Origin of the sequence: Erwinia plantamica, assembly GCF_043420595.1 — a bacterium.
In the GTDB taxonomy this organism is placed as follows: Bacteria; Pseudomonadota; Gammaproteobacteria; order Enterobacterales; family Enterobacteriaceae; genus Erwinia; species Erwinia aeris.
The window spans coordinates 152600-179269 of record NZ_JBGCUC010000005.1 but is presented as its reverse complement, the minus strand read 5'-3'; the positions used below and the strand labels follow the sequence as shown (position 1 = coordinate 179269).

The 26670-nt window shown below is 55.2% G+C and carries 34 protein-coding genes and 2 pseudogenes; 33 read left to right on the top strand and 3 right to left on the bottom strand.

The features are described from left to right. Window positions 1-116: 116 nt before the first annotated feature. The 10 genes from AB3U87_RS06885 (at window position 117) to AB3U87_RS06840 (ending at window position 6715) form a co-directional block, all read left to right on the top strand. Entirely contained in the window at window positions 117-338 is a 222-nt protein-coding gene (locus AB3U87_RS06885) for a regulator (protein ID WP_253455671.1), read from the top strand. 31 nt (window positions 339-369) lie between these two features. Next, entirely contained in the window at window positions 370-879 is a 510-nt protein-coding gene (locus AB3U87_RS06880; protein WP_301730272.1) for a phage regulatory CII family protein, read from the top strand. Window positions 880-881: 2 nt separating this feature from the next. Next, on the top strand, window positions 882-1073 hold the full coding sequence (locus AB3U87_RS06875) for a phage filamentation protein Fil family protein (protein WP_394148755.1): 192 nt from the start codon (window positions 882-884) through the stop codon (window positions 1071-1073). Next, a complete protein-coding gene (locus AB3U87_RS06870; protein WP_301730271.1) occupies window positions 1037-1378 on the top strand; it encodes a DUF5347 domain-containing protein in 342 nt (113 codons plus the stop codon). Before AB3U87_RS06875 ends, AB3U87_RS06870 begins: the two co-directional genes overlap by 37 nt. Window positions 1379-1446: 68 nt before the next feature. Further along, window positions 1447-1674 (top strand): DUF2732 family protein, encoded by a 228-nt coding sequence (locus AB3U87_RS06865; RefSeq protein ID WP_394148754.1) that lies wholly within the window; start codon window positions 1447-1449, stop codon window positions 1672-1674. Continuing rightward, window positions 1674-1901, top strand: coding sequence for a TraR/DksA family transcriptional regulator (locus tag AB3U87_RS06860; RefSeq protein ID WP_253455657.1), 228 nt, complete (start codon window positions 1674-1676; stop codon window positions 1899-1901). Before AB3U87_RS06865 ends, AB3U87_RS06860 begins: the two co-directional genes overlap by 1 nt. Continuing rightward, window positions 1898-4150 (top strand): replication endonuclease, encoded by a 2253-nt coding sequence (locus AB3U87_RS06855; protein WP_394148753.1) that lies wholly within the window; start codon window positions 1898-1900, stop codon window positions 4148-4150. The genes AB3U87_RS06860 and AB3U87_RS06855 overlap by 4 nt, the downstream gene beginning before the upstream one ends. Window positions 4151-4328: 178 nt before the next feature. Beyond that, entirely contained in the window at window positions 4329-4520 is a 192-nt protein-coding gene (locus AB3U87_RS06850; protein ID WP_394148752.1) for a hypothetical protein, read from the top strand. 277 nt (window positions 4521-4797) lie between these two features. After that, entirely contained in the window at window positions 4798-5859 is a 1062-nt protein-coding gene (locus AB3U87_RS06845; RefSeq protein WP_394148751.1) for a ParA family protein, read from the top strand. Beyond that, entirely contained in the window at window positions 5846-6715 is an 870-nt protein-coding gene (locus AB3U87_RS06840) for an SIR2 family NAD-dependent protein deacylase (RefSeq protein WP_394148750.1), read from the top strand. Before AB3U87_RS06845 ends, AB3U87_RS06840 begins: the two co-directional genes overlap by 14 nt. A 47-nt stretch (window positions 6716-6762) precedes the next feature. Here AB3U87_RS06840 and AB3U87_RS06835 read toward each other — a convergent pair whose 3' ends face one another. Together AB3U87_RS06835 and AB3U87_RS06830 are read right to left on the bottom strand one after the other, a co-directional pair. Next, window positions 6763-7779, bottom strand: coding sequence for a phage portal protein (locus AB3U87_RS06835; protein ID WP_394148749.1), 1017 nt, complete (start codon window positions 7777-7779; stop codon window positions 6763-6765). After that, complete coding sequence (locus AB3U87_RS06830; protein ID WP_394148748.1) at window positions 7779-9536, bottom strand: terminase ATPase subunit family protein; 1758 nt, start codon at window positions 9534-9536, stop codon at window positions 7779-7781. Before AB3U87_RS06830 ends, AB3U87_RS06835 begins: the two co-directional genes overlap by 1 nt. A gap of 144 nt (window positions 9537-9680) precedes the next feature. Between AB3U87_RS06830 and AB3U87_RS06825 the strand changes: the two genes are divergently transcribed. The 11 genes and pseudogenes from AB3U87_RS06825 to AB3U87_RS06775 all read left to right on the top strand — a co-directional run bounded on the left by AB3U87_RS06825 (window position 9681) and on the right by AB3U87_RS06775 (window position 15224). Beyond that, the gene (locus AB3U87_RS06825) at window positions 9681-10526 is read left to right on the top strand and encodes a GPO family capsid scaffolding protein (RefSeq protein WP_394148747.1); all 846 of its coding nucleotides are present in this window, start codon (window positions 9681-9683) and stop codon (window positions 10524-10526) included. Window positions 10527-10557: 31 nt separating this feature from the next. Then, window positions 10558-11652 (top strand): phage major capsid protein, P2 family, encoded by a 1095-nt coding sequence (locus AB3U87_RS06820; protein ID WP_394148746.1) that lies wholly within the window; start codon window positions 10558-10560, stop codon window positions 11650-11652. A 3-nt stretch (window positions 11653-11655) separates the two neighbouring features. Then, window positions 11656-12324 carry a phage terminase small subunit gene (locus tag AB3U87_RS06815; protein WP_394148745.1) on the top strand — a complete coding sequence of 223 codons (669 nt, stop codon included), beginning with the start codon at window positions 11656-11658 and terminating at the stop codon, window positions 12322-12324. Window positions 12325-12411: 87 nt separating this feature from the next. Next, window positions 12412-12876, top strand: coding sequence for a head completion/stabilization protein (locus tag AB3U87_RS06810; protein WP_394148744.1), 465 nt, complete (start codon window positions 12412-12414; stop codon window positions 12874-12876). After that, entirely contained in the window at window positions 12873-13076 is a 204-nt protein-coding gene (locus tag AB3U87_RS06805) for a tail protein X (RefSeq protein WP_301730257.1), read from the top strand. Before AB3U87_RS06810 ends, AB3U87_RS06805 begins: the two co-directional genes overlap by 4 nt. A gap of 5 nt (window positions 13077-13081) precedes the next feature. Continuing rightward, window positions 13082-13303: an HP1 family phage holin gene (locus AB3U87_RS06800; RefSeq protein ID WP_394148743.1), complete on the top strand. Its 222-nt coding sequence runs from the start codon at window positions 13082-13084 to the stop codon at window positions 13301-13303. Further along, window positions 13290-13796 carry a lysozyme gene (locus tag AB3U87_RS06795; RefSeq protein ID WP_394148742.1) on the top strand — a complete coding sequence of 169 codons (507 nt, stop codon included), beginning with the start codon at window positions 13290-13292 and terminating at the stop codon, window positions 13794-13796. The genes AB3U87_RS06800 and AB3U87_RS06795 overlap by 14 nt, the downstream gene beginning before the upstream one ends. Next, window positions 13793-14143: pseudogene (locus AB3U87_RS06790) on the top strand (Rz-like lysis system protein LysB); the annotation flags it as partial. The gene AB3U87_RS06795 and the pseudogene AB3U87_RS06790, both read left to right, overlap by 4 nt. Then, a complete protein-coding gene (lysC, locus tag AB3U87_RS06785; RefSeq protein WP_394148741.1) occupies window positions 14064-14384 on the top strand; it encodes an Rz1-like lysis system protein LysC in 321 nt (106 codons plus the stop codon). The pseudogene AB3U87_RS06790 and the gene lysC, both read left to right, overlap by 80 nt. Beyond that, the gene (locus tag AB3U87_RS06780; RefSeq protein ID WP_394148740.1) at window positions 14317-14784 is read left to right on the top strand and encodes a phage tail protein; all 468 of its coding nucleotides are present in this window, start codon (window positions 14317-14319) and stop codon (window positions 14782-14784) included. The genes lysC and AB3U87_RS06780 overlap by 68 nt, the downstream gene beginning before the upstream one ends. Then, a complete protein-coding gene (locus AB3U87_RS06775) occupies window positions 14781-15224 on the top strand; it encodes a phage virion morphogenesis protein (RefSeq protein ID WP_394148792.1) in 444 nt (147 codons plus the stop codon). The genes AB3U87_RS06780 and AB3U87_RS06775 overlap by 4 nt, the downstream gene beginning before the upstream one ends. Before the next feature lie 5 nt (window positions 15225-15229). Here AB3U87_RS06775 and AB3U87_RS06770 read toward each other — a convergent pair whose 3' ends face one another. After that, complete coding sequence (locus tag AB3U87_RS06770; protein ID WP_394148739.1) at window positions 15230-16294, bottom strand: hypothetical protein; 1065 nt, start codon at window positions 16292-16294, stop codon at window positions 15230-15232. Between the two features lie 90 nt (window positions 16295-16384). On the opposite strand from AB3U87_RS06770, the gene AB3U87_RS06765 reads away from it, so the two are divergent. The 12 genes and pseudogenes from AB3U87_RS06765 to AB3U87_RS06710 all read left to right on the top strand — a co-directional run bounded on the left by AB3U87_RS06765 (window position 16385) and on the right by AB3U87_RS06710 (window position 26670). Further along, entirely contained in the window at window positions 16385-16975 is a 591-nt protein-coding gene (locus AB3U87_RS06765) for a phage baseplate assembly protein V (protein ID WP_394148738.1), read from the top strand. After that, entirely contained in the window at window positions 16975-17322 is a 348-nt protein-coding gene (locus AB3U87_RS06760) for a GPW/gp25 family protein (protein ID WP_394148737.1), read from the top strand. The genes AB3U87_RS06765 and AB3U87_RS06760 overlap by 1 nt, the downstream gene beginning before the upstream one ends. A gap of 1 nt (window position 17323) precedes the next feature. Continuing rightward, a complete protein-coding gene (locus AB3U87_RS06755) occupies window positions 17324-18232 on the top strand; it encodes a baseplate J/gp47 family protein (protein ID WP_394148736.1) in 909 nt (302 codons plus the stop codon). Further along, window positions 18225-18833: pseudogene (locus tag AB3U87_RS06750) on the top strand (phage tail protein I). Before AB3U87_RS06755 ends, AB3U87_RS06750 begins: the two are co-directional and overlap by 8 nt. Beyond that, window positions 18830-19945 carry a phage tail-collar fiber domain-containing protein gene (locus tag AB3U87_RS06745; protein ID WP_394148735.1) on the top strand — a complete coding sequence of 372 codons (1116 nt, stop codon included), beginning with the start codon at window positions 18830-18832 and terminating at the stop codon, window positions 19943-19945. The pseudogene AB3U87_RS06750 and the gene AB3U87_RS06745 overlap by 4 nt, the downstream one beginning before the upstream one ends. Next, a complete protein-coding gene (locus tag AB3U87_RS06740; protein WP_394148734.1) occupies window positions 19945-20532 on the top strand; it encodes a tail fiber assembly protein in 588 nt (195 codons plus the stop codon). The genes AB3U87_RS06745 and AB3U87_RS06740 overlap by 1 nt, the downstream gene beginning before the upstream one ends. A gap of 182 nt (window positions 20533-20714) precedes the next feature. Then, on the top strand, window positions 20715-21875 hold the full coding sequence (locus AB3U87_RS06735; RefSeq protein ID WP_394148733.1) for a hypothetical protein: 1161 nt from the start codon (window positions 20715-20717) through the stop codon (window positions 21873-21875). A gap of 162 nt (window positions 21876-22037) precedes the next feature. Beyond that, window positions 22038-23207 (top strand): phage tail sheath protein, encoded by a 1170-nt coding sequence (locus tag AB3U87_RS06730; RefSeq protein WP_394148732.1) that lies wholly within the window; start codon window positions 22038-22040, stop codon window positions 23205-23207. 12 nt (window positions 23208-23219) lie between these two features. Next, window positions 23220-23729 (top strand): phage major tail tube protein, encoded by a 510-nt coding sequence (locus tag AB3U87_RS06725; protein WP_301730238.1) that lies wholly within the window; start codon window positions 23220-23222, stop codon window positions 23727-23729. A gap of 55 nt (window positions 23730-23784) precedes the next feature. Further along, the gene (locus tag AB3U87_RS06720; protein ID WP_394148731.1) at window positions 23785-24063 is read left to right on the top strand and encodes a phage tail assembly protein; all 279 of its coding nucleotides are present in this window, start codon (window positions 23785-23787) and stop codon (window positions 24061-24063) included. 32 nt (window positions 24064-24095) lie between these two features. Next, window positions 24096-24218, top strand: a complete 123-nt coding sequence (locus AB3U87_RS06715) for a GpE family phage tail protein (protein ID WP_301730236.1) — start codon at window positions 24096-24098, stop codon at window positions 24216-24218. Further along, window positions 24211-26670 carry a phage tail tape measure protein gene (locus AB3U87_RS06710; RefSeq protein ID WP_394148730.1) on the top strand — a complete coding sequence of 820 codons (2460 nt, stop codon included), beginning with the start codon at window positions 24211-24213 and terminating at the stop codon, window positions 26668-26670. The genes AB3U87_RS06715 and AB3U87_RS06710 overlap by 8 nt, the downstream gene beginning before the upstream one ends.

Here is a 26670-nt window from a genome sequence, read left to right as displayed (position 1 = left end):
GTTTGACCTTGCAAGTTTTCACGAAGTGAGTTTAAACTTCGCTTTGTAGGTTTAAGGAAGTATTAACGCTTATTGCCCGATATTGACCTATCGGATTAACCAACGGAGTTTGCCCCATGCGTCCCAACATTACAATTGTGATACCCGAACCTTATCTGCCGCTGGATGAGTACTGCCGCAGGACAGGCACCAACAAAGAGACAGCTAAGAACCTGATTGAATACGGAAAACTGCCTATCAAGGCTAAAGGAAAACAGAAAAAGGCCTTAGTAGAAGTGAACATGGCGGCGCTGACTATTCAGGCGCTAAGTGAATGCAACGTATCACTTCAGGCGTAAAAAGATCGTATCAGCTAGGATGAAGCGAATCATGTTTGATTATCAGGTTTCCATACAACCGCACTTCGATAACGCCTGTCAGGCTTTTGCCAGCCGCCATAACATTCGTGAGCTGGCCGACAGGTTAGGGATGAAGCACCAGACATTGCGTAACAAGCTGAACCCGGAACAGGCGCATCAGCTTACAGCGATGGAGATAGCGGCGATTACCGATATTACCGAGGACGCAACGCTGATAGATGGTTTGCTGGCACAAATGAAATGCATGCCAGCGGTGCCGGTCAATGAAGCAAAAGCCGAACGTATGACGCACTACGTTTTACAGGCAACGTCGGAAATAGGGAAGGTGGCCGCTGCTGCCGTGTCAGGTCAGAAAATGACGCCTTCCTGTAAGAGCGCTTTTATGGAAAACATCAATGCAGGCATCCGTTGTCTGTCGCTGATCGGTCTAAGCGTTCACGCCCGTGTGCATTCTAATCCCGCCCTGGCTAACACCGTTGATGCAATTAGCGGCCTCAGTGCCTCCATGGGACTGAGTTAATTATGACGATTTCAATGGCTGCGTTATTAAAGCGCCGAAGCCCGCTGCCCGCATACGGTCATGGCTGGATTATGACTAAAGAAGGCCAGCGCTGGCACCCGACATTAAGCAAGCAGCAACCCGCCGAAAATATGGCAGTAAGCAAAAGAGGTAAATCATGGCTATCGAAGCTGAAACAGCACTGGCTGAAATAAAAACAGGCGCGCGAGTGGCAGGACTGAATCACGTTGCCGAGCTGCGCTCTAAATTTTGGGGCAATGACTGCGGAAAAGATATCACCCGCTTTTTTGATGAAATGCGCGATACCACTGACCGGAACTATCAGGAAAACAAGCGGGCATTAAGCGCTATTTTCTATCTGGCGAATATTCGGACTGAGCGGCATGAGCTTGATTTCAGTGAGCTGACCACTGATGAAAGAAGCGCGCTTATCCGTGCGATGAACCATTTTCGTGCAGTTGTGAGCTTATTTCCCAAGAGAATGACTCTGCCCAACTAATCATCCTTTTTAAATAAATGACGTCAACCCGTCGGGCATCCCTTTGCCCGCATTCAGGAAAAAGAGAAATGAGAAATATCGAAACCCGTAATTTTGACAGCGAAACAGAGGCGCTGACCGCGCTGCTGAATAAGGCCCGCATTGAAGAGCGTAAAGACCTTGCGATGGCCGTTTCCGATCGCCTGGTTGAGCTGGCCGTACATATTCATCAGCAGGAACTGAACGGTGCCGAAGCCGCCGAACTTATCCGCCGTGAGGCCGAGCGTTACACCAGTGAATCGCAGGAGCTGCACTGATGGCCGACTCAATGGATCTGGTGCAGCTTCGCACTGAAGAAATGCTGGCGCGTAATATCGCCCAGGTAATTTATCGCCCGGTAACTGTCAGTGCCTCTTTTTGCGAAGACTGCGATGCGCCTATCCCTGAAGCGCGCCGCCGTGCCGTTCAGGGTGTTACCCGCTGCGTGGCCTGTCAGGAAATGGACGAGCTGCAAAGCAGACACCGTCAGAGCAGCGCGCAATGATTCAGGAATACGCTTACCCGTGGAATGCTCCACGGGAAGCAATTGCCAGCCCTTATCGCACCTATGAAGAAGAGCGCAGCCGCAGTCGAATGATTGCGGCTTTGTCGCATGCACAGGATTTACTGGAGAAGCAGCCGACGCTCGTTCAGCTTGACGTAAAGCGCCGCACCGGTGAGCTGGAAAAAACTCACGGCACAGCGCGTGCCAATGCGTACTTAACGAAAACGTTCGTCGAGCGCACATTGCCACGCGTTGAAAGCGTCAGCTCGCAGTATCGCCTCGGCGAAATGAGCGCCGGCACCTTTACGCTGCTTACCGGTAACGCCTCTGATAAAACCGGGGCCGCCGGTGCGGCGGGTACGCTGTGGGAGCTGATGAACCGCTTTAACCGCCTTCCGGATCTGGCCCGTGCCGACGTGGATTTACTGGCCGGGGATATCGCCAGCTTTATCCTGGCGGAAATGGTGCAGGCGCACGGCCAGTCTGAGAATGAATCAGACTATAAATACACGCACCGGGTTTACATGACGGCTGCGGCCATCACCCGCGAACTGAAGCAGATCCCGCCACTGTGGGAGAAAGTTACCTCGCGTATTTTCTGCCCGGAAGACGTGACGCCTGCGATCATGCGTATGCAGACCGAAAAATGGTGGAAAGGACGCCTGCGCCGCGTGGCTGCCTCATGGCGCGAGCACCTGCAAATAGCGCTCGCAAACGTCAGTAAAAAACATACCCCTTACGCCAGCACCATGACTGTAAACGAGTGGCGCGAGCAAAAGCGTCGCACGCGTGAATTCCTCAAGGGCATGGAGCTGGAAGACGAGGAAGGCAACCGTATCAGCCTGATTGAAAAATACGATGGCAGCGTGGCGAACCCGGCGATCCGTCGCTGCGAGCTGATGACCCGCATCCGTGGCTTTGAAAATATCTGCAACAATATGGGCTTTGTCGGCGATTTCTATACGCTGACCGCACCCGCCCGCTATCACGCCACAATCAAGACCGGCTATCGCAACCGCAAATGGAGCGGTGCCAGCCCGGCGGAAACGCAGCGCTATCTCTGCAACGTCTGGCAGAAAGTCCGCGCCAAACTGCACCGGGAAGAGATCCGCATTTTCGGCATTCGCGTGGCCGAGCCGCATCACGACGGTACGCCACACTGGCATATGCTGATGTTCATGCGCCCGGAAGACGTACAGCGCGTGCGTCAGGTGATCCGCGATTACGCGTATCAGCAGGACAGCTACGAATTGACCACGGACAAAGCCAGAAAGGCCCGCTTCCACGCGGAAGCCATTGCCCCGGAGAAAGGCAGCGCGACCGGCTATGTGGCTAAGTATATTTCCAAGAATATCGACGGCTACGCGCTTGACGGTGAGCTGGACGACGAAAGCGGGAAAGAGCTGAAAGATACCGCGCCCGCAGTATCTGCCTGGGCGGCGCGCTGGCACATCCGCCAGTTCCAGTTTGTCGGCGGTGCGCCGGTAACGGTTTATCGTGAGCTGCGCCGTATGGCTGACAGCGAAACGGCGCAGGGCTTAAGCATTGAGTTTGCCGCCGCGCACGATGCTGCAGACGCGGGCGACTGGGCGGAATATGTCAACGCCCAGGGCGGCCCGTTCGTGAAGCGTGACGAGCTGGCCGTGCGCACCTGGTATCAGGCAAGCGAAGACTGCAACGAGTACGGCGAGGAAACCGTGCGCATTAAGGGCGTTTACGCCACGTCAGTTGGTGAAGACACCCCGATCTTAACCCGCCTCGCACAGTGGAAGATTGTGCCAAAGCGCGCCGTTGACCTGGCCGTTGATTTTAAGGACGCGTCCGCGTCCTCTCGGAGTTCTGTCAATAACTGTACGGAAGGTTTGAGATCCGAAGATTCGAAACTGCCGGAAAGTATTGGTGATCGTGACCTTTCAGCGTTAACCCGTAAGGAACGCCGGAGGCTGTTAGCCAGGGTAAGGGCTGATATACCGGAAAAGAGGCATATCCGGCTACGCCGCTCTGACAAAACAGAGGCTGCGTGCGACAACGTGATCGGCCAGATACGCGACATCACCCGCGAAACCATCAGCCGGGCGGTTGCCGTGCGCCTTATTAGCGGCACAGAAACCAAAATCGACGGGCAATTGTTCCGCAGTTCTGCCAGTGGAGAGCTGTTCAGACCGAAAAAGCGTATTGATGCTGAAAGCCTGCTAAGCAGATTCAACCGGCTGGCGGATAAGGGCAGGGCAAAGAATGCGCTGGAGTAGATGCTAACTTTAAAGCGCAACTTACCCAGCGTTTAAAGTAAAAACGCTAAATCCACGCTATGCATGAAAACCCATTCTAATCAGTAAGATAAAAATTGATATTTGGCATGAGAATTTTCTTACGCTAGGATTTGAGGTTGTGATACTGTATAAAAACACAGTAAAGATGGGAGGGAATGTGGATAACGAGTTACAAGAGCGTGTCACGCTTGAACGTGTCGAATTGATAGCCAGGCTGACAACAGAAGGGATGTGTAAAGAGCGGGACAGAGAAATCGCGCTGAATCTGATCGCCGAGATCGCAGCCAACAACACGCTTTCAGATGGAAATTTTTCGGTCGCATTTTCGACTGTATCTTGTCAAAAATAATTTCAGGTGACTGTCAGCAAAACGGGTAAGCAGCCATGCATGCATCAGGTGCATGGTTTTGCATGCTTCGATACCTTCTAAGGATCCCTTTGAAGGCCAGAACTGGCGCGGATCTGGCTGGGTCATGCAACTGCATTAAAAGCGATGCACAAAGCGGGCAGGCGTGGCGGGGATAGCATTGCGCGCATGATAGTGATTCATACTAGACAGATCAAAAAAGACAGTGTAATTTTTGAAACTACCCTATCAAAAATCCTCTGTAAACAAGCTGGTTAAAATGAAGACTATTGCAGTATTCAATAATAAAGGTGGCGTCGGCAAAACCACTTTTTGCGCTAATCTTGCCACACAATTTGCAGTAAGGCATCGTAAGAGAGTATTAGTTTTAGATTTAGACCCCCAAGCTAACATGACGCATTATATGCTTGGAGAAGATTTAGCTAGTGCTATAATTGCCCCTTATTATGATAGAAAAATTCCTAAGAATAATGGCACCATTGTTGACGCATTCGATAATTACGAATTGGGTGAAAGTATTATCAATGTTGAGATCAAACCGATATGGTGTGAGCGATTTAATTGCTCAATTATAGCTGGTAATCCTTTCTTAGCTTCCTTTGAGGATGTTTTAAGTAAAAAATGGAATGAGTTGAACGATCCCGACAATGTTAGTGGTTTGAGGATATCTAATTGGATTTATACCTTATTAAAAGAATATGAAGATGAATATGATTACGCATTTCTTGATTTAAGTCCAAGTTTAGGGGCTATAAATAGAACTTCATTACTGGCTGCCGATTATTTTATATCCCCTATGAGTTGCGATATCTTTAGTTTAATTGCCATTAAGAACATAAAACAATGGTTTGATAAATGGATAGGGTTCTACGATAGTAAATCTCAAGAATTCAAGAGGGACAAGGCCCATATATGGGATAAAATTTCACCTGAAATAAAGGAGAAAGTAAATATAAACTCAGGATTTATAGGCTACACATTGCAGTCTTATATATCTAGAAAACATGGTGATGGTACAATCAGGACAACTCAAAGTTACCAAAAAATAATTGATAATTTCGAGCCTGAAATAAATGGCAATTTAAGCTCATTTAAAAAAGATGAAATAAGTAATTTTAAAGATCTTAACTTAGGTGAAATACCTCACATGTTTGGGATATTGGCTCTATCTCAGTTTGTTGCTGCTCCAATTGTTAACCTGAATTCAGGTGATGGTATGGCTGGGTCACAATATACTCAAGCAAAAAACTACATAAAGGCTTTTGATGAAATAAGTCAAAAAATAATGAGAAATTTAGGAGAGTCTCATGAGCTGGCCTGAATCTTTAGCAAGAGAAATAGCAGAAAACAGGTGCATCTTTCATCTTGGGTCGGGCTTGTCATGTCAATCAGTGGATGAAAATCAGGAGCGACCTCTCAGTTGGAGTAATCTTTTAACAGACTTAAATGACCGCGTTGTGTCAGACTCTGGACTGAGATTATTAGTGAGTGAGTTTATCAGCGAGAAAAAATTCTTGGACGCGGCCGAGATTATACGAACCCACGGGCATCAAGCTGACTTTTACAGCATTATAACTGAGTGTTTTTTTACTAAACGCTATATTCCTTCTAGTTCACATAACATCATAGTCGAAGTGTCCCCAAAAATAATTGTAACTACAAATTATGATTCTATAATTGAAGATGCAATGATTGAAATATCTGGTAGGAATTCATTTCATTCCTTCGAGTATAATACTGATGGTTTAATCGATGCTATTAGATCCCCAGCAACAATTTTATTAAAGTTTCACGGTTGCGCTCAACATTCGAGAAATATAATACTTAGCAGGTCTGATTATTTTAAATTGAGGGATGAGCATAACGTTACATTTGAAATAGTTACATCGCTATATAAAATTAATACTGTACTCTTTATTGGTTGCGGAATTGAAGATCCGGATATTAATTTAATACTTGAAAATATACGATTGCGGATAGGGACATCCAGCCCAAGCTATGCTTTGGTTGGAAGTTTGTCATATGCAGCAAAGATAAAAGAATCAATAAAAAAACAATATAACATTGAACTGATAATTTATGAGCAAGCAGACCCGCATGACCACTCAAAATTCGAAGAAATATTAAGTAGTCTCAAAGATAAAGTAGAAGAAGTGAAAGCAAAATACGGAATATAATTATTAAGGCAAGCCAATTAAGTAGCTTGCCTTAATCTATTTTATATTTAAAAATTATATCGAGAGAAATTTAATACATCCTCGCCGAGCCACTCATTAATCTCCTTCATCCTCTCCTGTAGCGGCGTCAGCTCATTCCTGACAAACACCTGTGACGCCTTCACCGCATCCCCAAACCCGCCAGAGTTATCCGGGATAATCCCCATCATTTGCGGCGGCACGCGGTGCGCGCTTAACAGGTCGTCGCGGCTCGCCTTTTTGATGTTAAAGAAATCATCTTTTGTCGCCACCTCGCTAAGCGGCAGAATTTTAATCCCGTCCGGCTTGCCGTTCGGCGCGTACATAAACAGGTTACGGAAGTTGCCCAGGCCTTTTGTATCGCGCATCGCCTGACGCATCCGGTCAACGTCGCTGGAACTCTGCGCCGCGTCGGTCATATACAGGATGTAACCCGCGTGCGCGCCGTTCTGATAGTACTTACGCCGAAACAGCGTGGCCGCCTCGTTCAGCCAGGCGGAGTTAAGGGCGCTGAGGTATTCCGGCAGGCCGTAAAGCTCCTGGTTAATGTCCGGCTCAATCAGGTGAAACACGCTGCCGGCTACAAACTGGTGCGGCTCCTTCCAGTCGTTCACAAACCAGTATTCGCCGTCCTTCACGCCCTTGCGGGTAAACTTCGCCGGGGTGGTTTCCAGCCTGAACGGCTTGCCGAGGCTGTTGCGACGCAGCTCGGCAAACGCATTCCCGAACACCAGATAATCCAGCGCGAACTTGCTGAACTCCTGCTGGCTCATCATCGGATGCGGGATAAAGGTTGAGGCCAGAATGTTTCGTTTCACGTAGATAGGCGAGCTGTGATGCACCGCCGAGCGCAGGCTTTTTGCCAGTCCGTGAAAGCTGACCGGCGGCTCATACCAGCGCCCGTTTCCGATACACTCGGCATAATCCAGAATGTCGCGCTTATCCATCACCGGCGTTGGCTCGCCGAAAGTAAATGCTTCAACCTGCTGCGGCGCGGCCGGTGCTGTTGGTGCTGCTGTGAATGCCTTACGGCTGCGTTTGCTCATCAGTAAAATTCCAGAATTGAAGGGTTAGCGCCGCCGCTGGCAGCGGTAAGCGGTTCGTTTAACAGCGCGTGCATGATTGCCCAGGCAACGTCCGCGTGGCTGGCGTCTTCGCTGCGGCTCGCCTCGTAGGTTGAGCGGTTGCCGCTGGCGGTCATGGTTTTGCGGATAGCCATAAAGGACTGCGTGATGTCGGTGCTCCCGGCGTCGTACTCCAGCCGCCCGCTGCCGATGGTGTCTTTGGCCTTCAGGACCATCCCCGTCTTCACTTCCGGCGAGTAGCGGATTTCGCGTGCCGCCGGGTAGAACTGGCGGACCAGCTGAAAAACGCCCTGGCCGATGCCGGTAGCGTCCACGCCGATATACTCCACGGTGTATTTTTTCGTTAAGTCTTCAATGGATTTCGCCTGCGCGGCAAAGTCCATGCCGCGCCACTGGTGATGCTCGAGCACGCGGAACTTGCCGCCCGCAACCAGCGGCGGCGCAATTACCGCACAGCCCGCGCTGTCGCCGGTGTGCGACGGGTCATAGCCAATCCATACCGGCCGGTAGTCAAACGGGCGCGGCAGGTAAGGGTTAAAGTCGGTCCATTCTTCCAGGCTGTCGATCATGCAGGTCTGCAACTCTGCGAACGGGAACACGCTCGCCTCATCGTCGACAAACTCACACATCAGCAGGTTTTGATATTCCGAGGGGCTGTATTCCAGCGACAGCTGGTCCAGGTCAAACAGGTTGCAGCCGCCGGTCAGCGCGTCCTCAACGGTGACAATCTGCCGCCACTGCCCGTCACCGCACAGCGCGCCTTTTGCCAGATGCGAGTGTGACAAGTCCAGTTCGATGCGGTCGTCCTTGCTGCGGCGTCCCTTATTGAATAATTCGCCCGACCAGAACGGGTACGCGCTGTGCGACAGGCTCGACGGCGTGGAAAAGTACGTGGTGCGCCACTTTTTGTGCAGCGACATGCCGCTGGCGACCTTGCGCAGCTCCTGGAATTTCGGGATCCAGAAATACTCATCGAGGTACAGGTTGCCGGTGTAGCTCTGCGCGGTGCGCACGTTCGTACCCAGGAAAATCAGCCTTGCACCGTTCGGCAGCACAATCGGATCGCCCTTCAGGTCAACGTCAACCTGCCGGGCAAAGTCGATAATGTAGTTTTTGAAAACGTGCGCCTGCGCCTTGCTGGCGGATAAAAATATCTGGTTGCGCCCGGTGGTCAGCGCATCAATCAGCGCCTCGCGGGCAAAGTAGAACGTCGCGCCAATCTGGCGGGACTTCAGAATATTGCGGATGCGGTGCGCCAGACCTGCCTTATGCCAGTTGAGCTGGTATTCAAAGCAGTTATCCATAAACAGGCCGGTAAGCTTGCTGGTCTGCTCGTCGCTGAAGACGTTTTTAATCACCGGCTGGCGCTCGCCTTTGTTGCGGTTGCGCACGTTGGGATTAAGGTCGGCCTCGTTGCCCGAACTGCGGTAGCGCTCCACGCGGGCCAGGCGTTCTATCTGGCGGCCCAGCGCGTCTATCTCCTTGTAATCCCCGTTGCCCTTTACCTCTTTCATGATGAGTTGAATTAACCGCGCCTCCATGCTGGCCTCGACGCGACTGATGGGGGCGATATCTTCCCATGCGTCGCGCAGCTTCCAGCTCTGTACGGTCGGTGTTTTCTGGCCGAGCGTCTCCGCAATCTGGCGCACGGAATATCCCTGCCAGTAAAGCAGCGCAGCCTGACGGCGCGGATCGCTGATGGTGGTTTGTATGTTCATGCCGACAAGGCTACCGGGACGCAAAAAGGCGCGCCCGCTGTGCCTGTTTGCTGATGGCTGAGCGGGCTGGCTTTCGTTGAGCGGATGGCCCGTGGCGGTGAAACTGGCCCCGACCTGAACGAACCCACAACCGGAGCCTGATTAATGGCAACTAAAGCAAAGCGTTTTCGTATCGCAGTTGAAGGCGCAACCACCGACGGCCGCGAGATTTCCCGCGACTGGATCGCACAGATGGCGGCGAACTATGACCCGGCGATGTACGGCGCGCGCATCAACATGGAGCACATCAAGGGCTACACCCCAGACAGCCCGTTCCGCCGCTATGGCGACGTCACCGCCCTGAGCGCCGAAGAAATCGCGGACGGCCCGCTGAAAGGCAGGCTGGCGCTGTACGGTGAAATCAACCCCACGCCGGAGCTGGTCGAACTGACCAAAGCCCGTCAGAAAATATACACCTCCATTGAGGTCAACCCGAAGTTTGCCGACACCGGCGAGGCGTACCTGATTGGCCTGGCCGTGACCGACGACCCGGCGAGCCTCGGCACCGAAATCCTGAGTTTCAGCGCCACGGCGTCAGCCAATCCGCTGTCGTCCCGCAAGCAGCACAAGGACAACCTGTTTACCGCCGCTGAAGAAACGCTGATTGAATTTACCGAAGAGGCCGATCCGGCACCGTCGCTGCTCGAGCGTATTACCGCGATGTTCTCTGCGAAGAAGAAAAGCGCCGATTTGCAGTTTGCGGACGTCAGCGCGGCCGTGACCGCCGTGGCCGAGCAGGTGCAGCAGAACGGCGAGGCGCAGGCGCAAAACCTGTCGGCGCTGGAAACGGCCTTAACCGAACGGCTCGACGCGCTGGAGCTGCAGGCCGGGGAAGACCGCGCCGCGTTTACCGCGCTGCATGCACAGCTTGCGAAAACAGACGGCGGCTTTTCCCGTCGCCCGGCCTCGACCGGCGGCGACAACACCGCCAGCGTGCAGACCGACTGTTGATTTAAAAATTTAACCAAATACAGGAGCGCAAATGCGCCAGAACACCCGCTTTAAATTTAACGCTTTTATGTCCCGCCTGGCCGAGCTGAACAACGTCGAAACCGGCGACATGAACAAGAAATTCACCGTTGAGCCAGCGGTGACGCAAACGCTGATGAACCGCGTGCAGGAGTCGTCGGACTTTTTAACCCGCATTAACATCGTGCCGGTGTCCGAAATGAAGGGCGAGAAAATCGGGATCGGCGTGTCCGGCTCGATTGCCAGCACCACCGATACCGCGGGCGGCGACGAGCGCGAAACCGCCGACTTCTCCGCGCTGGACAGCACCGGCTATGAGTGCGTGCAGGTTAACTACGATTTCCATATCCGCTACAACACGCTTGACCTGTGGGCGCGCTATGAGGATTTTCAGGCCCGCCTGCGTGACGCCATCATCAAGCGCCAGAGCCTTGACCGCATCATGATCGGCTTTAACGGCGTGTCGCGCGCCAAAACCTCCAACCGCGCTAAATACCCGATGCTGCAGGACGTGGCGGTTGGCTGGCTGCAGAAGTACCGCAACGACGCGCCGGAGCGCGTGATGAACAAAACCACGGCGGAAGACGGCACCGTGACCGACAGCGTGCTGATCGGTAAAGGCCGCACCTACGCCAACCTTGACGCCGTGGTGATGGATGCGACCAACACCCTGATTGAGCCGTGGTATCAGGAAGACCCGGAGCTGGTTGTTGTCTGCGGTCGTCAGCTGCTGGCCGACAAGTATTTCCCGCTGGTTAACCAGGCGCAGGCCAACACCGAGGCGCTGGCGGGCGATCTGATTGTCAGCCAGAAGCGTATCGGCAACCTGCCCGCCGTGCGCGTGCCGTACTTCCCGGCGGACGCGATGCTGATCACCCGCCTGGACAACCTGTCGATTTATTTTCAGGAAGGCACGCACCGCCGCATGATCGACGAGGTGGCGAAGCGCGACCGCATCGAAAACTACGAGTCCATCAACGAGGATTACGTGGTGGAAGATTACGCCGCCGGTTGCCTGATTGAGGGGATCGTCCTGTCTGATTTGCCGGATGAGAAAAAAGCAGACGCCGATACGACCGTACCCGCAGCAGATGCGTCGAAGGAATAACGCATGTTAAGTCCTGCCCGACGTCACCTTATGCGCCTTGAGGCGGAAGCCGCCTCACAGCAGGCCAGCAACCCGCTGCGCCACGCGAACGGCTACGAGCTGATGCTGCTGAAGCTTAACGACGACAAACGCCGCCTGAAGAAAGTGCGCTCGCAGGAGCGCAAGGCCGAACTCAAGCGGCAGATGTTGCCTGAGTATCTGCCGTGGGTGGCGGGCGTGTTAGCAAAAGGAAACGGCGCACAGGACGCCGTACTGACGACCGTCATGATCTGGCGGCTGGATGCGGGCGACGTGCCGGGCGCGCTGGAGATTGCACGGTACGCGCTGGCGTATGGTCTGGTGCCACCGTCCGGCTTTAAGCGCGACGCCACCGGCTACCTGCTGGCCGAAGAGGTGGCCGACGCGGCGACCCGCGCCCGCACGCTGGGCGGGGCGGTTGATATCGACCCGCTGCTGGCAACGCTTGAGATGACGAAATCCGCAGACATGCCCGACCAGGTGCGCGCCAAGCTGCACAAAATCACCGGGTACGTGCTGCGCGATGCGGGCAGGGCTTTGGATGCGATGGAGCATTTAACGAGGGCGCTACAGCTGCACGAGGGCTGCGGCGTCAAAAAAGACATTGAGCGGCTGGCAACCGAGCTGAAAAAGCAGGCCATTGCCCGCCGCTAACCGAACGCGCCCCGCGCCGGGCGGCAGAATGGTAATGCAATTAATGTCTGCGCCGTTCTCCACCGCCCACCTATTCAGAGGCCAACTATGAGCACCGTTGTTATCCCCGCCCCGCGACCGGCAGACGCTGCCGAGCCGCCGGTGAAGAACACCTTTTTCTGGCCCGACGTTGATTTGCAGCAGCTGCGCGACACGCTGCGCTATGAAGGCACCGTGACCGCGCAGCGCCTGCGCCTTGCGGTGAAAACGGCGATTTCCGAAGTCAACGCCGAGCTGTACGACTGGCGCGCCGAACAGATGGCAGCAGGCTTTAAAACGCTGTCTGACGTCCCGGCGGAAAGCTTTGACGGCGAAAGCGAAAAGGTCACGCACTATTTTGCCGCCGTCAGCGCCCTGACCGGTGCCGTGATTGTTGAGCGCTACCGGGGCTATGACGCCAGCGGCAAAAAAGGTGTTGAGGTGGAGGCAAGCGCGGACGAGTACTGGCGCGACGCGCGTTTCAGTATCAGCCGCATCGCCGGGCGTTCCGGCTGCATCGTGAGCCTGCTGTGATTATTTACGCGCAGCAGGGCGACACCGTAGACCAAATTTGCTGGCGTTACTACGGGCGTACGGCGCAGGCCGTTGAACTGGTCTATGCCGCCAATCCGGGCCTTGCCGAAAGCGGGCCGGTGCTGATGCACGGCTGCGAGGTGACGCTGCCGGATCTGCCCGACGCCGCTGCGGATGAAACCATCAACCTGTGGGACTGAAAACGATGGAGAAGATCAATTCGCTGGTTAACTATCTGATCGGCCTGGTGCTGATGTGGTTCGGCCGCCACACGCCGCAGGACATCGCCTTTATGGTGGGTTCCGGCGTCGCCGTGGTGACGTTAGTGATTAACGTGGCGACGTTTTTTATCAACTGGCATTACCGCCGCAAGATGTATGAGCTACAGCGGCAGAACGTACAGGGGGTGAGCAATGAAGGCCGCTAAACACTGCGCCGTGCTGGCCGTGCTGGCGATTGCCGCGCTGCTGCCGCAGTTCAACACGCTGAAGATTTCCGAAGGCGGTCTGCGGCTGATTGCCGATGCCGAAGGCTGCCGCACCTCGCCGTACCGGTGCAGCGCCGGAGTCTGGACCAACGGCATTGGGCACACTGAAGGCGTTACGCCGCAAAGTCAGGTCAGCGAGCGGCAGGCCGCCGTTAATCTGGTGTATGACGTGATGCGCGTTGAGCGTGAGCTTGCCGTCTGCGTGCCGGTTGATATGCCGCAGCCGGTGTATGACGCACTGGTGAGCTTCTCGTTTAACGTCGGCACCGGCGCGGCCTGTGGGTCAATGCTGGCCGGTTATCTGAAGCGCCAGCAGTGGCGGCAGGCGTGCGGCCAGCTCGACCGCTGGGTATACGTGAACGGCGTCAGAAATGCCGGGCTGGAAAACCGCCGCCAGCGGGAAAAGGCCTGGTGTTTAAAGGGGGCGGCATGATCCGTTTGTTAGCGGCGCTGCTGGCCGTGGCGCTCGTGGCGCTGGGCCTGACCGGCTGGCGGCTGAATGCGGCAAACGGCCACCTTACCAACGCGCAGCGCATTATCGGCACGCTGTCCGCCGGAATTGAAAGCCGCGATAAGGCGATTACCCGCCTGAACGACGAGGCAAAAGCGGGCCAGAAACGCGAGGCCGCGCTGCGCCTGCTGCAGGGCCGCGCCGGTGCCGCCGCCCTTAACCGTGAACTGACCATACAGAGGGAAACCGATGCCAACCCGACTTTACGCAGCTGGTCTGCTGCTGCTCTGCCTGCTGACGTTATCCGGCTGCAGTCGCGACCCGCATTCAACAACGCCCGAGATTATCTGGACTGGCTGTCCGCGCGTGACAAGCTGCCCGCTGCCGGGCAACAGCCTGCAGACCCAGGGCGACTTAGCGGCGGATAACCGCCAGTTAGAGGCTGCGCTTGCGTCGTGCGGCCTGCAGGTTGAAATCATCAAAGAATGCCAGGAGCAACACGATGGAGAAACCGAAACAGCTACGCCGGGCGCTGACCGACAGCGTGCCGCTGCTGCAAAGAAACCCTGACGGGCTGAATATGTTTATCGACGGCGGGCGCATCGCCTCGACGCTCGCCAGCTCGCTGTCGTTTGAATACCAGTATCAGCTTAATCTGGTGATTACCGATTACGGCGACGATATCGACCTGCTGATTGTGCCGCTGCTGGCGTGGCTGCGCGAGAACCAGCCCGACATTATGGCGACCGAAGAAAAGCGGCGTACCGGCTTTACCTTTAAGGCTGACGTGCTGAGCGACACCCTGTGCGATATCAGCATTGATTTGCAGCTGACGGAGCGCGTGATTGTGAAGCAGGAAGGCGACGCGCTGCACGTCACGCACGCGGGCGAGAATCCGCTGCCGGATAACGTAACCCGGCCAGCGCAGCTTTATGCGGGCGGCGAGCTGGTCAGCGAGTGGCAGCCGTGAACGGGCTGGAGGCGTTCGACGCCAGGCTAAACGCGCTGATCGGCAATCTGTCACCGGCGGCGCGCAAGGAGATGGCGCGCACCATTGCAAAGCGCCTGCGCGCCGGTCAGCAGCAGAACATTAAACGCCAGCAGGCGCCGGACGGCACGGCGTTCAAACCACGCAAGGTACCGGCACGCAAAAAGAAAGGACGGATAAAGCGCGAGATGTTTGCAAAGCTGCGCACGGCAAAATACATGAAGGCGAAAGGCACCAACGACGACGCCGTGGTGGAGTTTGCCGGCAACGTGCAGCGCATGGCCCGTGTACATCACTTTGGGCTGCGCGACCGTCCTGCCCGTGGAGGGAAAGAAGTGCAGTATGAGGCAAGGCGGTTATTAGGCATAAATAACAATGATATGGAGATAATCGAGCAGATTATTATATCCATTCTTAACTAACACAATCACGCCTTGTTTTTTACAGCACTTATTAATGAAGCAATTTGCGCCAAACCATCAAACGAAGATGGGATTTTATCTTCTGAAGGCATAATGTTAGAGAATATTATATCTTCGAATTTATCTAAGAGGTTGCTGTCTTTTGTTTTTATTTTGCTGCTATATTCAGCGTAGTTTTGTATGAACTGACAAAGGCTTTTCCTCAGATCTATTTGCACTATTTGTGCACGAATATTATTATAATTACCCAGAGCAACCCTAAAGTAATAGATTAATATTATAGAAAGTGACAGTGAGGGAATCATAGGCATTAAATCCTTTAAACTGTTTATGCCCTTTCCAAAAAAAATGAAATATATTGAGCTAATTATGATCATTACTGGAACCGCGATACCCAAACCTAGCAAGAACCTTCTTGCCCAAATTAACTGTTCATTTTTCACTCGACCTAGTGATTCAAAGCCAGAATAAAGCCCAACAAAGTTGAAAGCATCTTTCTGATTAGTCAGGGTTTTTTGTAGCTGATTAATTTCTTTCTGCTTTTCATTTATAATAATATCCCAATCATTTTTTAATTGTTCAGCACTTCTTTGTGCTGCTGTGAAATCCTGCAGAGCTTTAAAATTACCGCTATGAATTAATTTTCTGAAGATAGCTAAATGCATACTATGTAATGCATAATTCACTTGGCTTCTGGATGCCTCTTCAAATTTATTAATATTATCTATTGCAAAGGCTTTAAGAAATTGATAATCATTTGATAGCTCAGAGGGGTTATTTGAGTGCTCTTCAATGCAAAATCGTAACAGGACTGCAAATATCATATTTAGTCCATCTTCAACAACCCCTTCGTCGCCAACAAAGTCCATAAAGGCATTTGCAATGTGTTCAATGTTAAAGGGTGTCCTTTTATCCCAATGTTCAGGGTTTGAAATCATCAATCTTAATATGGAGCAAATTTTATCATTTCTTTCTTTAATGAATCCTGTAGGATAATTTTTTTCATTAATTCTTCTTTCAAGACTTTCAAGCTCATTTCTCACCTTGTCGCTTGCAAAAAAAATTGCCATCTTCATTTCATCCCGATAACTGTGGTTTGTTCATGGATAGGTAAACAGCGATTTATTGTTACGTATTACTTACTGCTTCAGTATGCCTTCATGAACTCACAAATCCCAGAAATACTGCGCCTGCTGCGCAACCTGATCCGCATTGGCACCGTGTCCGCCGTCAACCTCGACGACGGGCTGTGTCGCGTGGATACCGGCAGCAACACAACCAACTGGCTGCACTGGCTGACCGCCCGTGCCGGTCGTACCCGTTCATGGAATGCGCCATCGGTCGGCGAGCAGGTGCTTGTTTTGTGCCTGGGCGGCGAGCTGGATACCGGCTTTGTGCTGCCGGGCGTGTTCTCTGACGAGCATCCCGCCCCGTCGGCGTCGGCTGATGCATTGCACTGGTCGTTTCCCGACGGCGCGGTGATTGAATACGAGCCGGAAAACGGCGCGCTGAAGGCAACCGGCATTCAGACCGCGACCATCCAGACCGCCGTCAAAATCATGCTGGACTCGCCCGAGGTGGAATGCTCGGCGCTGCTGAAAACCGCCACGCTGGAAGTGACCCAGGGCGGCACGATGAAAGGCGACGTTCAGCACAGCGGCGGTAGCTTCAGCTCTAATGGCGTGGTCGTTGATTCCCATAAACATAGCGGCGTGAAGTCCGGCGGCGACACGTCCGGAGGGCCGCAGTAATGACCGTGAAATATTCCGGCATGAGCCGCGACACCGGCAAGGCGCTGACCGACCTTGACCACATTCGCCAGTCCGTGCGCGACATTCTGTTAACGCCGGTTGGTTCCCGCGTGATGCGCCGCAGCTACGGCTCGCTTTTATCCGCGCTGATTGACCAGCCACAAAACGAGGCGCTGCGCCTGCAGATTATGTCGGCCTGCTATATGGCGATTTTGCAGTGGGAGCCACGGATAAAGCTGACCGGCATTTCCTACGAATCCGCGTTCGACGGCGGCATGGTGGTTGAAATCACCGGCAGCCGCACCGACACCGCGCAGGATTTTTCCCTAACCGTTCCCGTGAGCTGATATGGCAACTATCGACCTGAGCCAGCTACCCGCGCCCGACGTGGTGGAAACGCTGGACTATGAAACCCTTCTTGCCGAGCGCAAGGCCACGCTGGTATCGCTGTACCCGGCAGAGCAGCAGGACGCCATCGCGCGCACGCTGTCGCTGGAGTCCGAGCCGGTGGTGAAGCTGCTGGAGGAAAACGCGTACCGCGAGGTTATCCTGCGCCAGCGTGTCAACGAGGCGGCAAAGGCCGTCATGGTGGCGTATGCCCTGGCGGATGATTTAGACCAGCTCGGCGCAAACAACGGCGTTACCCGCCTGACGCGAACGGCCGCCGACGACACCACGACCCCGCCGACCGCCGCCGTGATGGAAAGCGACGACGATTACCGTGTGCGCATCGCCGCCGCCTTTGAGGGGCTGAGCGTGGCCGGGCCGTCCGGCGCCTATGAGTACCACGCGAAAAGCGCCGACGGACGCGTGGCCGATGCGTCAGCGGTCAGCCCGTCGCCCGCCTGCGTGACCATCACCGTGCTGTCGCGCGAGGGCAACGGCGAGGCGGCCGCCGACCTGCTGGCCGTGGTGGACAAGGCGCTGAACGACGAGGACGTGCGTCCGGTGGCCGACAGGGTCACGGTGCAGTCAGCGGCAATCGTGGATTACGCCGTGGAGGCCGTTTTGTACCTCTATCCGGGGCCGGAAGCCGAGCCGATACGGGCCGCCGCCGGGGCAAAGCTTGCCGCTTTTGTCAGCGCGCAGGCCCGCCTCGGCCGGGATATCCGCAAATCGGCCCTGTACGCCGCGCTGCACGTTGAGGGCGTGCAGCGCGTGGAGCTGGCGCAGCCCGCCGCCGACGTGGTGCTGGATAAAACGCAGGCCGCGTACTGCACCGGATGGGCGCTTACGGTCGGGGGTTCGGATGAGTGATCGCCTGCTGCCGTCCGGCTCGTCGGCGCTGGAGGTGGCCGCCGCCGAAGCCTGCGCCACGATTGAAACCATCCCGGCACCGCTGCGCCAGTTATGGAACCCGCAAACCTGCCCGGTGGAGCTGCTGCCATACCTCGCCTAGGCGTGGTCGGTTGACCGCTGGGATACCGGCTGGAGCGAGTCCACAAAGCGCGCCGTGGTGTCGGCCTCGCAGTACGTGCACAAGCACAAGGGCACGCTCGGCTCGATTCGGCGCGTGGTCGAGCCGCTCGGCTACCTTATCCGCATCGTTGAATGGTGGAAGACTGGCGGCGAGCCGGGCACGTTTCGCCTGGATGTGGGCGTGCTGGATACCGGCATTACAGAAGAAATGTATAACGAGCTGGAGCGCCTGATCGCCGACGCGAAGCCGTGCAGCCGCCACCTTATCGGGCTGTCGGTTAACCTCGACGCCAGCGGCGCGCTGCCGGTTGGTGCCGCCTGCTACAGCGGCGACGAGCTGACGGTTTACCCCTGGACACCTGAACTTATCAGCGTCGGCGGGCCGGTTTATTCCGGCGCGGCGGTGCATCTTATTGACCTGACGGAAGTGAGCACATGACCACGAAATATTTTGCCCTGCTGACCAGCCAGGGCGCGGCCAGGCTAGCGAACGCTGCGGCGCTCGGCATAAAGCTGCAGATTACCGAAATGGCCGTGGGCGACGGCGGCGGCACGCTGCCGGTGCCAGACGCGGCGCAGACGAGACTTATCGGCGAAAAGCGCCGGGCCTCGCTTAACGCCCTGACGATTGACGCGGCCAACAGCAGCCAGATCATCGCCGAGCAGATTATCCCCGAAAGCGAGGGCGGATTCTGGATACGCGAAATCGGCCTGTTTGACGCCGACGGCGTGCTGATTGCCGTGGCCAACTGCGCGGAAACCTACAAGCCGCAGCTCGCCGAGGGCAGCGGCCGCACGCAGACCGTGCGCATGATTTTAATCGTCAACAGCACGAGCGCGGTCACGCTGAAAATCGACCCGTCCGTGGTGCTGGCAACGCGGCAGTACGTGGACAGCGCGGTGATCGAGGTGAAGGCTTACGCCGACAGGGCGCTGGCCGCGCACGTTGCCGCCGCCAATCCCCATAAGCAGTATCTGCAAACGGCTAACGCGCTGGCGGAAATTAAGGACGCCGGGCTGGTTGCGAAAGCGCTGGCCGCGCTGGGCCTGGGCGACGGGTCGGCGGTGCCGGTCGGCGTGCCGCTGCCTTATCCGGCGGCAACCGCGCCGGACGGCTGGCTGAAGTGCAACGGCGCATCGTTCAGCGCCACCGCTTACCCGCTGCTGGCGAAGGTGTATCCGTCGCTGAAACTGCCTGACCTGCGCGGCGAGTTTATTCGCGGCTGGGACGACGGGCGCGGCGTGGATACCGGGCGCGGCATAGGCACCGCGCAGGGCGCAACCAGTATCCGCACGGCGGCGCTGGACTACTACGGCACTGACGACACCATGTCCTCGGCCACCGTGGGTACGGCCTTCAGCCAGGCTGAAGGCATCACCAACAGCCAGCCGTCCGGCGCAAGGTCGCCGGGCAATGGCGCGCTGGGCGCAACGCTGACGGATAACACCATGTCGTGTGCGCAGAACACGGCAGGCGTGACGCCCGGCAGCGTCTGGATTTCAGTACGCCCGCGCAACGTCGCCTTTAACTACATCGTGAGGGCCGCATAATGGCAAAGATTACCCTGGATAAAAACGGCCTGGCGAAATCGGCCGGCACGCTGACGGTTTACAACTTTGACAGCCTGACCGGCGAGTTTACCGGCGCAACGGATGAATATTTACCGCAGGGCGTGGGCGTCCCGGCATGCGCCTGCAGCAGCGCGCCGCCGACCGCTGAACCCGGCTTTGTGGCGGTTTATCAGGACGGCGGCTGGCAGACCGTCGCCGATCACCAGGGCGAAACGGTTTATTCCACGGCGGACGGTACGGCGACAGAAATCACCGCGCCGGGCGATTACCCGGCAGGCACCACCACGCAGGCACCGGCAACCGCGTTTGATAAATGGGACGGCGAAAAATGGGTAACGGACGGCGACGCACAGCAGGCTGCAGCGGTGAGCGAGGCCGAAGTGGAAAAGGTCGCGCGCATCAGCGAGGCCAACAGCATGACCCAGGCGTGGCAGACGCAGCTGCGGCTCGACATTATCACCGATGCGGATAAGGCATCACTTACCGCGTGGATGAAGTACGTGCAGGCCGTGCAGGCCGTTGATACCGCCGCGCCGGATATTGACTGGCCAGAAAAACCTAATTGAATAGAAGGTTTTCATTAGAGTAAGACTTTAGTCTCAATAAATAATGTTTTTTTTAGCTATGGGTTAGAGTATGTTTATACTTCCTTTATTGAATAAAATGCTCATAACCCACCGCATTTGTAAAAAATGATATGGTGTTTAAAAGCGTTGGCGAAATATTTCTCAGATGGTGAGGTTGCCTTGTGTTTTCTTTTTTAAATGATGACGTTCGGGAAGAGATTAACTTCTGTGGTAAAGTGATAGAAAAAAGATACACGGATATTTACGATAAAGCAAAAAACAGAGATCCTGCCAGCTGGAATGAACATGAGCTGGTTGCTGTTATTTATATATCTGCATGGCGACACCTGGCCGAAAATCTAAAATATCCAGAGATTTTCGAAAAAAGGACTGCTTATTGCAGGGATACTGCAGGTAAACACTTAACTAACAGAATCTTTCTACAGTCAGAACCTAGGTTTTATTTACATGTGTTATTAAGATTTGCATGGGAGTATAATTTATGCTTAAGTTCTAACCTATTTAATCTTGATCATTTTTGTTTGCAGGGGAATTTTTTAGAAAAATTAGATAATGTAAGGCCAGAGGTGTGGGGAGGGGATTCAAACAACCACTCTTTTTCTTTCTCCTGGATCAAAAACAATCTACCGTTTGAGGTCTACAAGGATTTTTTGAATAGTAATAACCTTAAGGAAGCAAAAAAGCTAACGGATAACATAGAATTTGAAAGAGAAAGACTTAAAGATAGCGTTAATGACATAATAGAAAAAGCAACCAGTAGTGTTGAGTATCTTGATGCTGTGCGTAAAGAGGCTGACGATTTAGGCGCCAGGTTAACTGACATTAAAAGAGAAGGTAACTTCAAGCTTCTGGCAAAAGCTTTTTCTACAATTAGAAAGGAAAAAAAGAAAGAAGTAATTTATGCACAGTTTAGGGCTTGGTCATTTATAGTGCTGCTTATATTGCTACCAATATCTTTATTTTCTTACTTCTTTTTTAAAGATATACCGTTAAATTGGTCTAGCTCTTTGCATTACATACCTTTAGTAAGTCTGGAGTTGTTGTTTTTCTATTTCATGCGGCTTTTTTACGTTGAGGTGAAGTCCCTCAAAAGTCAATTAGTTCAAATAGATCTCAGGCTTAATCTTTGTGAATTTATCTATGATTATGTCGAGACTAAAGATAAAACATCTCATTCTGAAAAGGTTGATGAATCATGGAAGTCCTTTGAAGCATTGATATTTAGCCCTATACAGCCTAATGAAGATAAAATCCCTTCAGTGATGGACGGCACTGATGTTTTGGCTGATTTGGTCGGGAAAGTTTTAAAAGCTAAAGGATAAAATCAGGTCAGAATTTTAGCCAATATGTTTTAGTTTGATTAAGAGTGCATGAGTCAGTGATTTTCATAGTTCTGCACGCTCATGTCTCAACAAGATGCAACATGATGCACCGCCCCGCCTGACCTGACAATCTGAGCGCACCCATAACACGGAGTGCATCAGATGTCTGATTATCATCACGGTGTGCGCGTCGTCGAAATCAACGACGGCACGCGCACCATTTCCACCGTCTCCACGGCAATTGTCGGGCTGGTCTGTACCGCCGACGACGCCGACGCGACCGCGTTCCCGCTGAATACGCCGGTACTGTTAACCAACGTACAGGCCGGTATCGCCAAAGCCGGTAAAAAAGGCACGCTGGCCGCGTCCCTGCAGGCGATTGCCGACCAGTCAAAGCCCGTTACCGTCGTGGTGCGCGTGGCCGAAGGCGCGACCGAAGCGGAAACCATTTCCAATATCATCGGCACCACCGACGAAAACGGCCAGTACACCGGCATGAAGGCGCTGTTAAGCGCGCAGACCCAGCTCGACGTCAGGCCGCGCATTCTCGGCGTGCCGGGCCTCGACTCGCCGGAGGTGGCGACCGCGCTTGCCAGCATTGCGCAGCAGCTGCGCGCCTTCTGCTACGTCTCGGCGTGGAACTGCAAAACCGTCTCTGACGCGAGGAAGTACCGCGAAAACTTCAGCCAGCGCGAAATCATGGTTATCTGGCCGGATTTCATTGCCTGGAACACCACGGCCAACGCGTCTGAAACCGCGTACGCCACGGCGCGTGCGCTGGGCCTGCGCGCCAGAATCGACAACGACACCGGCTGGCACAAAACGCTTTCCAACGTTGGCGTGAACGGCGTCACCGGGATTTCTGCGGGCGTCTTCTGGGACTTGCAGCAGACCGGCACCGACGCCGATCTGCTGAATGAGGCCTGCGTGACCACGCTTATCCGCAAGGACGGCTTTCGCTTCTGGGGAAACCGCACCTGCAGCGACGATCCGCTGTTTGCCTTTGAGAACTACACCCGCACCGCGCAGGTGCTGGCCGACACGATGGCCGAGGCGCATATGTGGGCCAACGACAGGCCGCTGACGCCGGTACTGGTGCGCGAGATTATCGCGGGCATCAACGCCAAATTCCGCGAGCTGGTCAACGCCGGTTATCTGCTGGGCGCATCGTGCTGGTACGACGAGGCGGCCAACGACAAGGACACGCTGAAGGCGGGCAAGCTGTCGATTGACTACGACTACACGCCGGTGCCGCCGCTGGAAGATTTAACCCTGCGCCAGCGCATCACCGACAAATATCTGGCGAACTTCGCCGCATCCGTAAACAGCTGAGGAGCCGGATAAATGGCACTGCCACGAAAACTCAAGGGGATGAACCTCTTTAACGACTCAAACAGCTATCAGGGCGTTGTTACCAGCGTCACGCTGCCGAAGCTGAGCCGCAAGCTTGACCCGTTCCGGGGCGGCGGCATGAGCGGCGCGGCGCATATCGATATGGGCCTGGACGACGACGCGCTGGATATCGAATGGAGCATCGGCGGGATTGACGAGCTGGTGCTGACGCAGTGGGGCGCGACGTCCGTACCGCTGCGCTTTACCGGCTCGTACCAGCGCGACGACACCGGCGAGGAAATCCCGGTAGAGATTGAGGTGCGCGGCAAGCACCAGGCGTTTGATTTTGGCGAGGCCAAACAGGGCGAGGATACCGAAACCAAAATCACCACCAAATGCACCTATTACAAAATGACCTTTAACGGCAAGGAGCTGATTGAAATCGACACCATCAACATGGTGGAAAAGGTCAACGGCACCGATCGCCTGGAGCAGCGCCGCAAGAATATCGGCCTCGTTTAACCCCTGAGCCAGCGCCCGGTGCTGGCCTTAACCCCCTTTTGCAGAGAGAACATTCATGGAAAACAAAGAAAGCATCGTTACCCTGGAAACGCCGGTTATGCGTGGCGAGCAGACAATCCACACCGTTGAGGTGATTAAACCCACTTCCGGCGCGCTGCGCGGCACCCGCCTTGCGGATATTGCAGGCTCGGACGTGGATGCGCTGATTACCGTGCTGCCGCGCATCACGCTGCCCGCGCTGACAAAAGCGGAGTGCCTGAACCTCGATCCGGTGGATTTAATTGCGCTGGCCGGTAAGGTGATCGGTTTTTTGTCGCCGAAGTCGGACGAGTAAGCTGGCCCAAAGCGCTGACCGTTAACGAGCTGATGGCGGACATAGCCACCGTATTTCACTGGCCGCCGTCTGAAATGTACGACATGCCGCTGGGCGAGCTTATCGACTGGCGGCACAAGGCTGTCGTGCGCAGCGGAGTAAAGACCGATGAATAACCTCAAGTTGCAGGTGCTGCTGAAGGCGGTAGACCAGGCGTCGCGCCCGTTTAAAGCCATTCAGAACCAGACAAAAGCGCTGGCGGGCGGCATCCGCGACACGCAAAGCAGCCTGAAGGAGCTGAACGCACAGGCGGCAAAGATTGACGGCTTTCGCAAGGCGAGCGGTCAGCTTGCGGTCACGCAGCAGAGCCTGAAGGATGCCAAAGCCGAAGCGGCCGCGCTGGCCGTGGCCTTTAAAAATACCGAAAAGCCCACCACGGCGCAGGCCCGCGCGCTGGAAAAAGCCCGGCAGGCGGCCAGCGCGCTGCAGACCAAAAGCAACAGCCTGCGCCTGTCGGTGCAGCAGCAGCGCGAGGCGCTGAACGCCGCCGGGATCTCCACCAAAAGCCTCGGCAGCGAGCAGCAGCGGCTGAAAACCGCCGCCGCACAGGCGACCGTCACCCTGAGCCGTCAGAAAATGGAGCTGCAGCGCCTGAGTCAGCAGCAGGAGCGGCTGAACCAGACCGGCGAGCGCTACCGTAAGGGCCAGGAAATGTCGGCGAAGATGCGCAACGTTGGCGCGGCCGGTGTTGGTGCCGCCACGGTTGGCGCGGTCGCGGCCTCTTCCGTTCTGCGTCCGGGCTACGACTTTGCGCTGGCCAATTCCACGCTGCAGGCGACGCTCGGCCTTGATAAAAACTCCGCCGACTTTCAGTCGCTGCGCACCCAGGCGCGCAGCATCGGCGACAACACGGCGGCCTCGGCCAACGACGCCGCGCAGGCGCAGATCGTTATCGCTAAATCGGGCGGAAGCGTTGACGACATCAGGGCGGCCACGCCGGTAACGCTGAATATGCCGCTGGCGAACAACCGCACGATGGAGGAAAGCGCAAAGCTCTTAATGAGCACGAAGAATGCCTTCGGACTGGCTAACAGTCAGGTCGCGCACTTGGGCGACGTGATTTCCAACACGCTCAACAAAACGGCGGCGGATTTTGACGGGCTGAACGACGCGTTAACCTACATCGCGCCAGTTGCCAAAAATGCGGGCGTCAGCGTGGAGCAGACCACGGCAATGATCGGCGCACTGGCGAAAGAAGGCACCACCGGCAGCATGGCCGGGACGGGCGTGCGCGCCATGCTGCTGCGCGTGCAGGCGCCAACCGGCGAAGCGGGAAAGGCGATAAAAGAGCTGGGCGTAAATACCGCCGACAGCAAGGGCAATATGCGGCCGTTCTTCACCATCCTGAAGGAGATGCAAAAATCCTTTGAAAAGAACAAGCTCGGCACGGCGCAGCAGGCGGAATACCTGAAGACCATTTTCGGCGAGGAAGCCGCGTCTTCGGCGGTCACGCTGATGAAGTCCGCCGCCAGCGGCCAGCTTGACGAGCTGACAAAAACCTTTCAGGGATCGGACGGCAGCACGGCAAAGCTGGTTAACGTGCAGCAGGATAACCTCGGCGGCGACTTAAAGGAGCTGCAGTCGGCGAAAGAGGCTATTGGCACCGATCTCTTTGACGGCCTCGATAAAACCCTGCGTTCGCTGACCAAAGAAACCACGAAATTTTTGCTGAACGTGGACGGCTGGATCCAGAAAAACCCGGTGCTGGCCGGAGGTATTGCGAAAGCCGCGACGGCGGGCCTGATTTTTGTGGGCGCGCTGGGCGCTATCGGCCTGATTGCCTGGCCGGTCATGGCCGGGGTAAACGCCATTATTGCGGGCGTGGGCCTGCTGGGCACCGTATTTAGCGTGGTAGGCGGCGCGATTACCACCGCGCTTGGCGCTATCACGCTGCCGGTCGTGCTTGTGGTCGCCGCCATCGTGGCCGGGGCGCTGCTTATCCGTAAATACTGGCAGCCCATCAAGGCATTTATAGGCGGCGTGGCCGAGGGCTTTAAGGCTGCAGCAGGGCCAATAAGCGACGCCTTTGCGCCGCTAAAGCCCGTCTTTGACTGGCTGATGGAAAAAATTAAGGCCGCATGGAACTGGTTTAAAAAGCTACTGGAGCCGGTGAAATCCACGCAGGCGGAGCTGAAAAGCGCCGGGGATATGGGTAAAAAGTTCGGCAATGCGCTGGCCGAGGGGCTGAAGATACCCGGCAAGGCGCTCAACCAGCTTACAAGCGGCATCAGCTGGATGCTGGAAAAGCTGCACCTTATCGACTCAAAATCCGACGACCTTAAAGACAAGGTGCCGGGAGGCGATCCGAGCAATCCAAAGGATAAGCATGACCCTATCGCGCCGAACGGCCTGCCGTGGAGCCTGGCCGATACCGGCACACCGTATAAGCCGGTAACGTCACCGGCGGCGGGCGGCTACAGCGACCAGAGCCAGAACAGCTATCAGTACGATATCCACATGCATCCGGGCATGACCAAAGACGACGCGCTGGCACTGATGGCGGAGCATCAGGCCCGCGAGCTACGCAAACGCCAGGCGCAGCAGCGCAGCAAAATGGGATGGGAATAA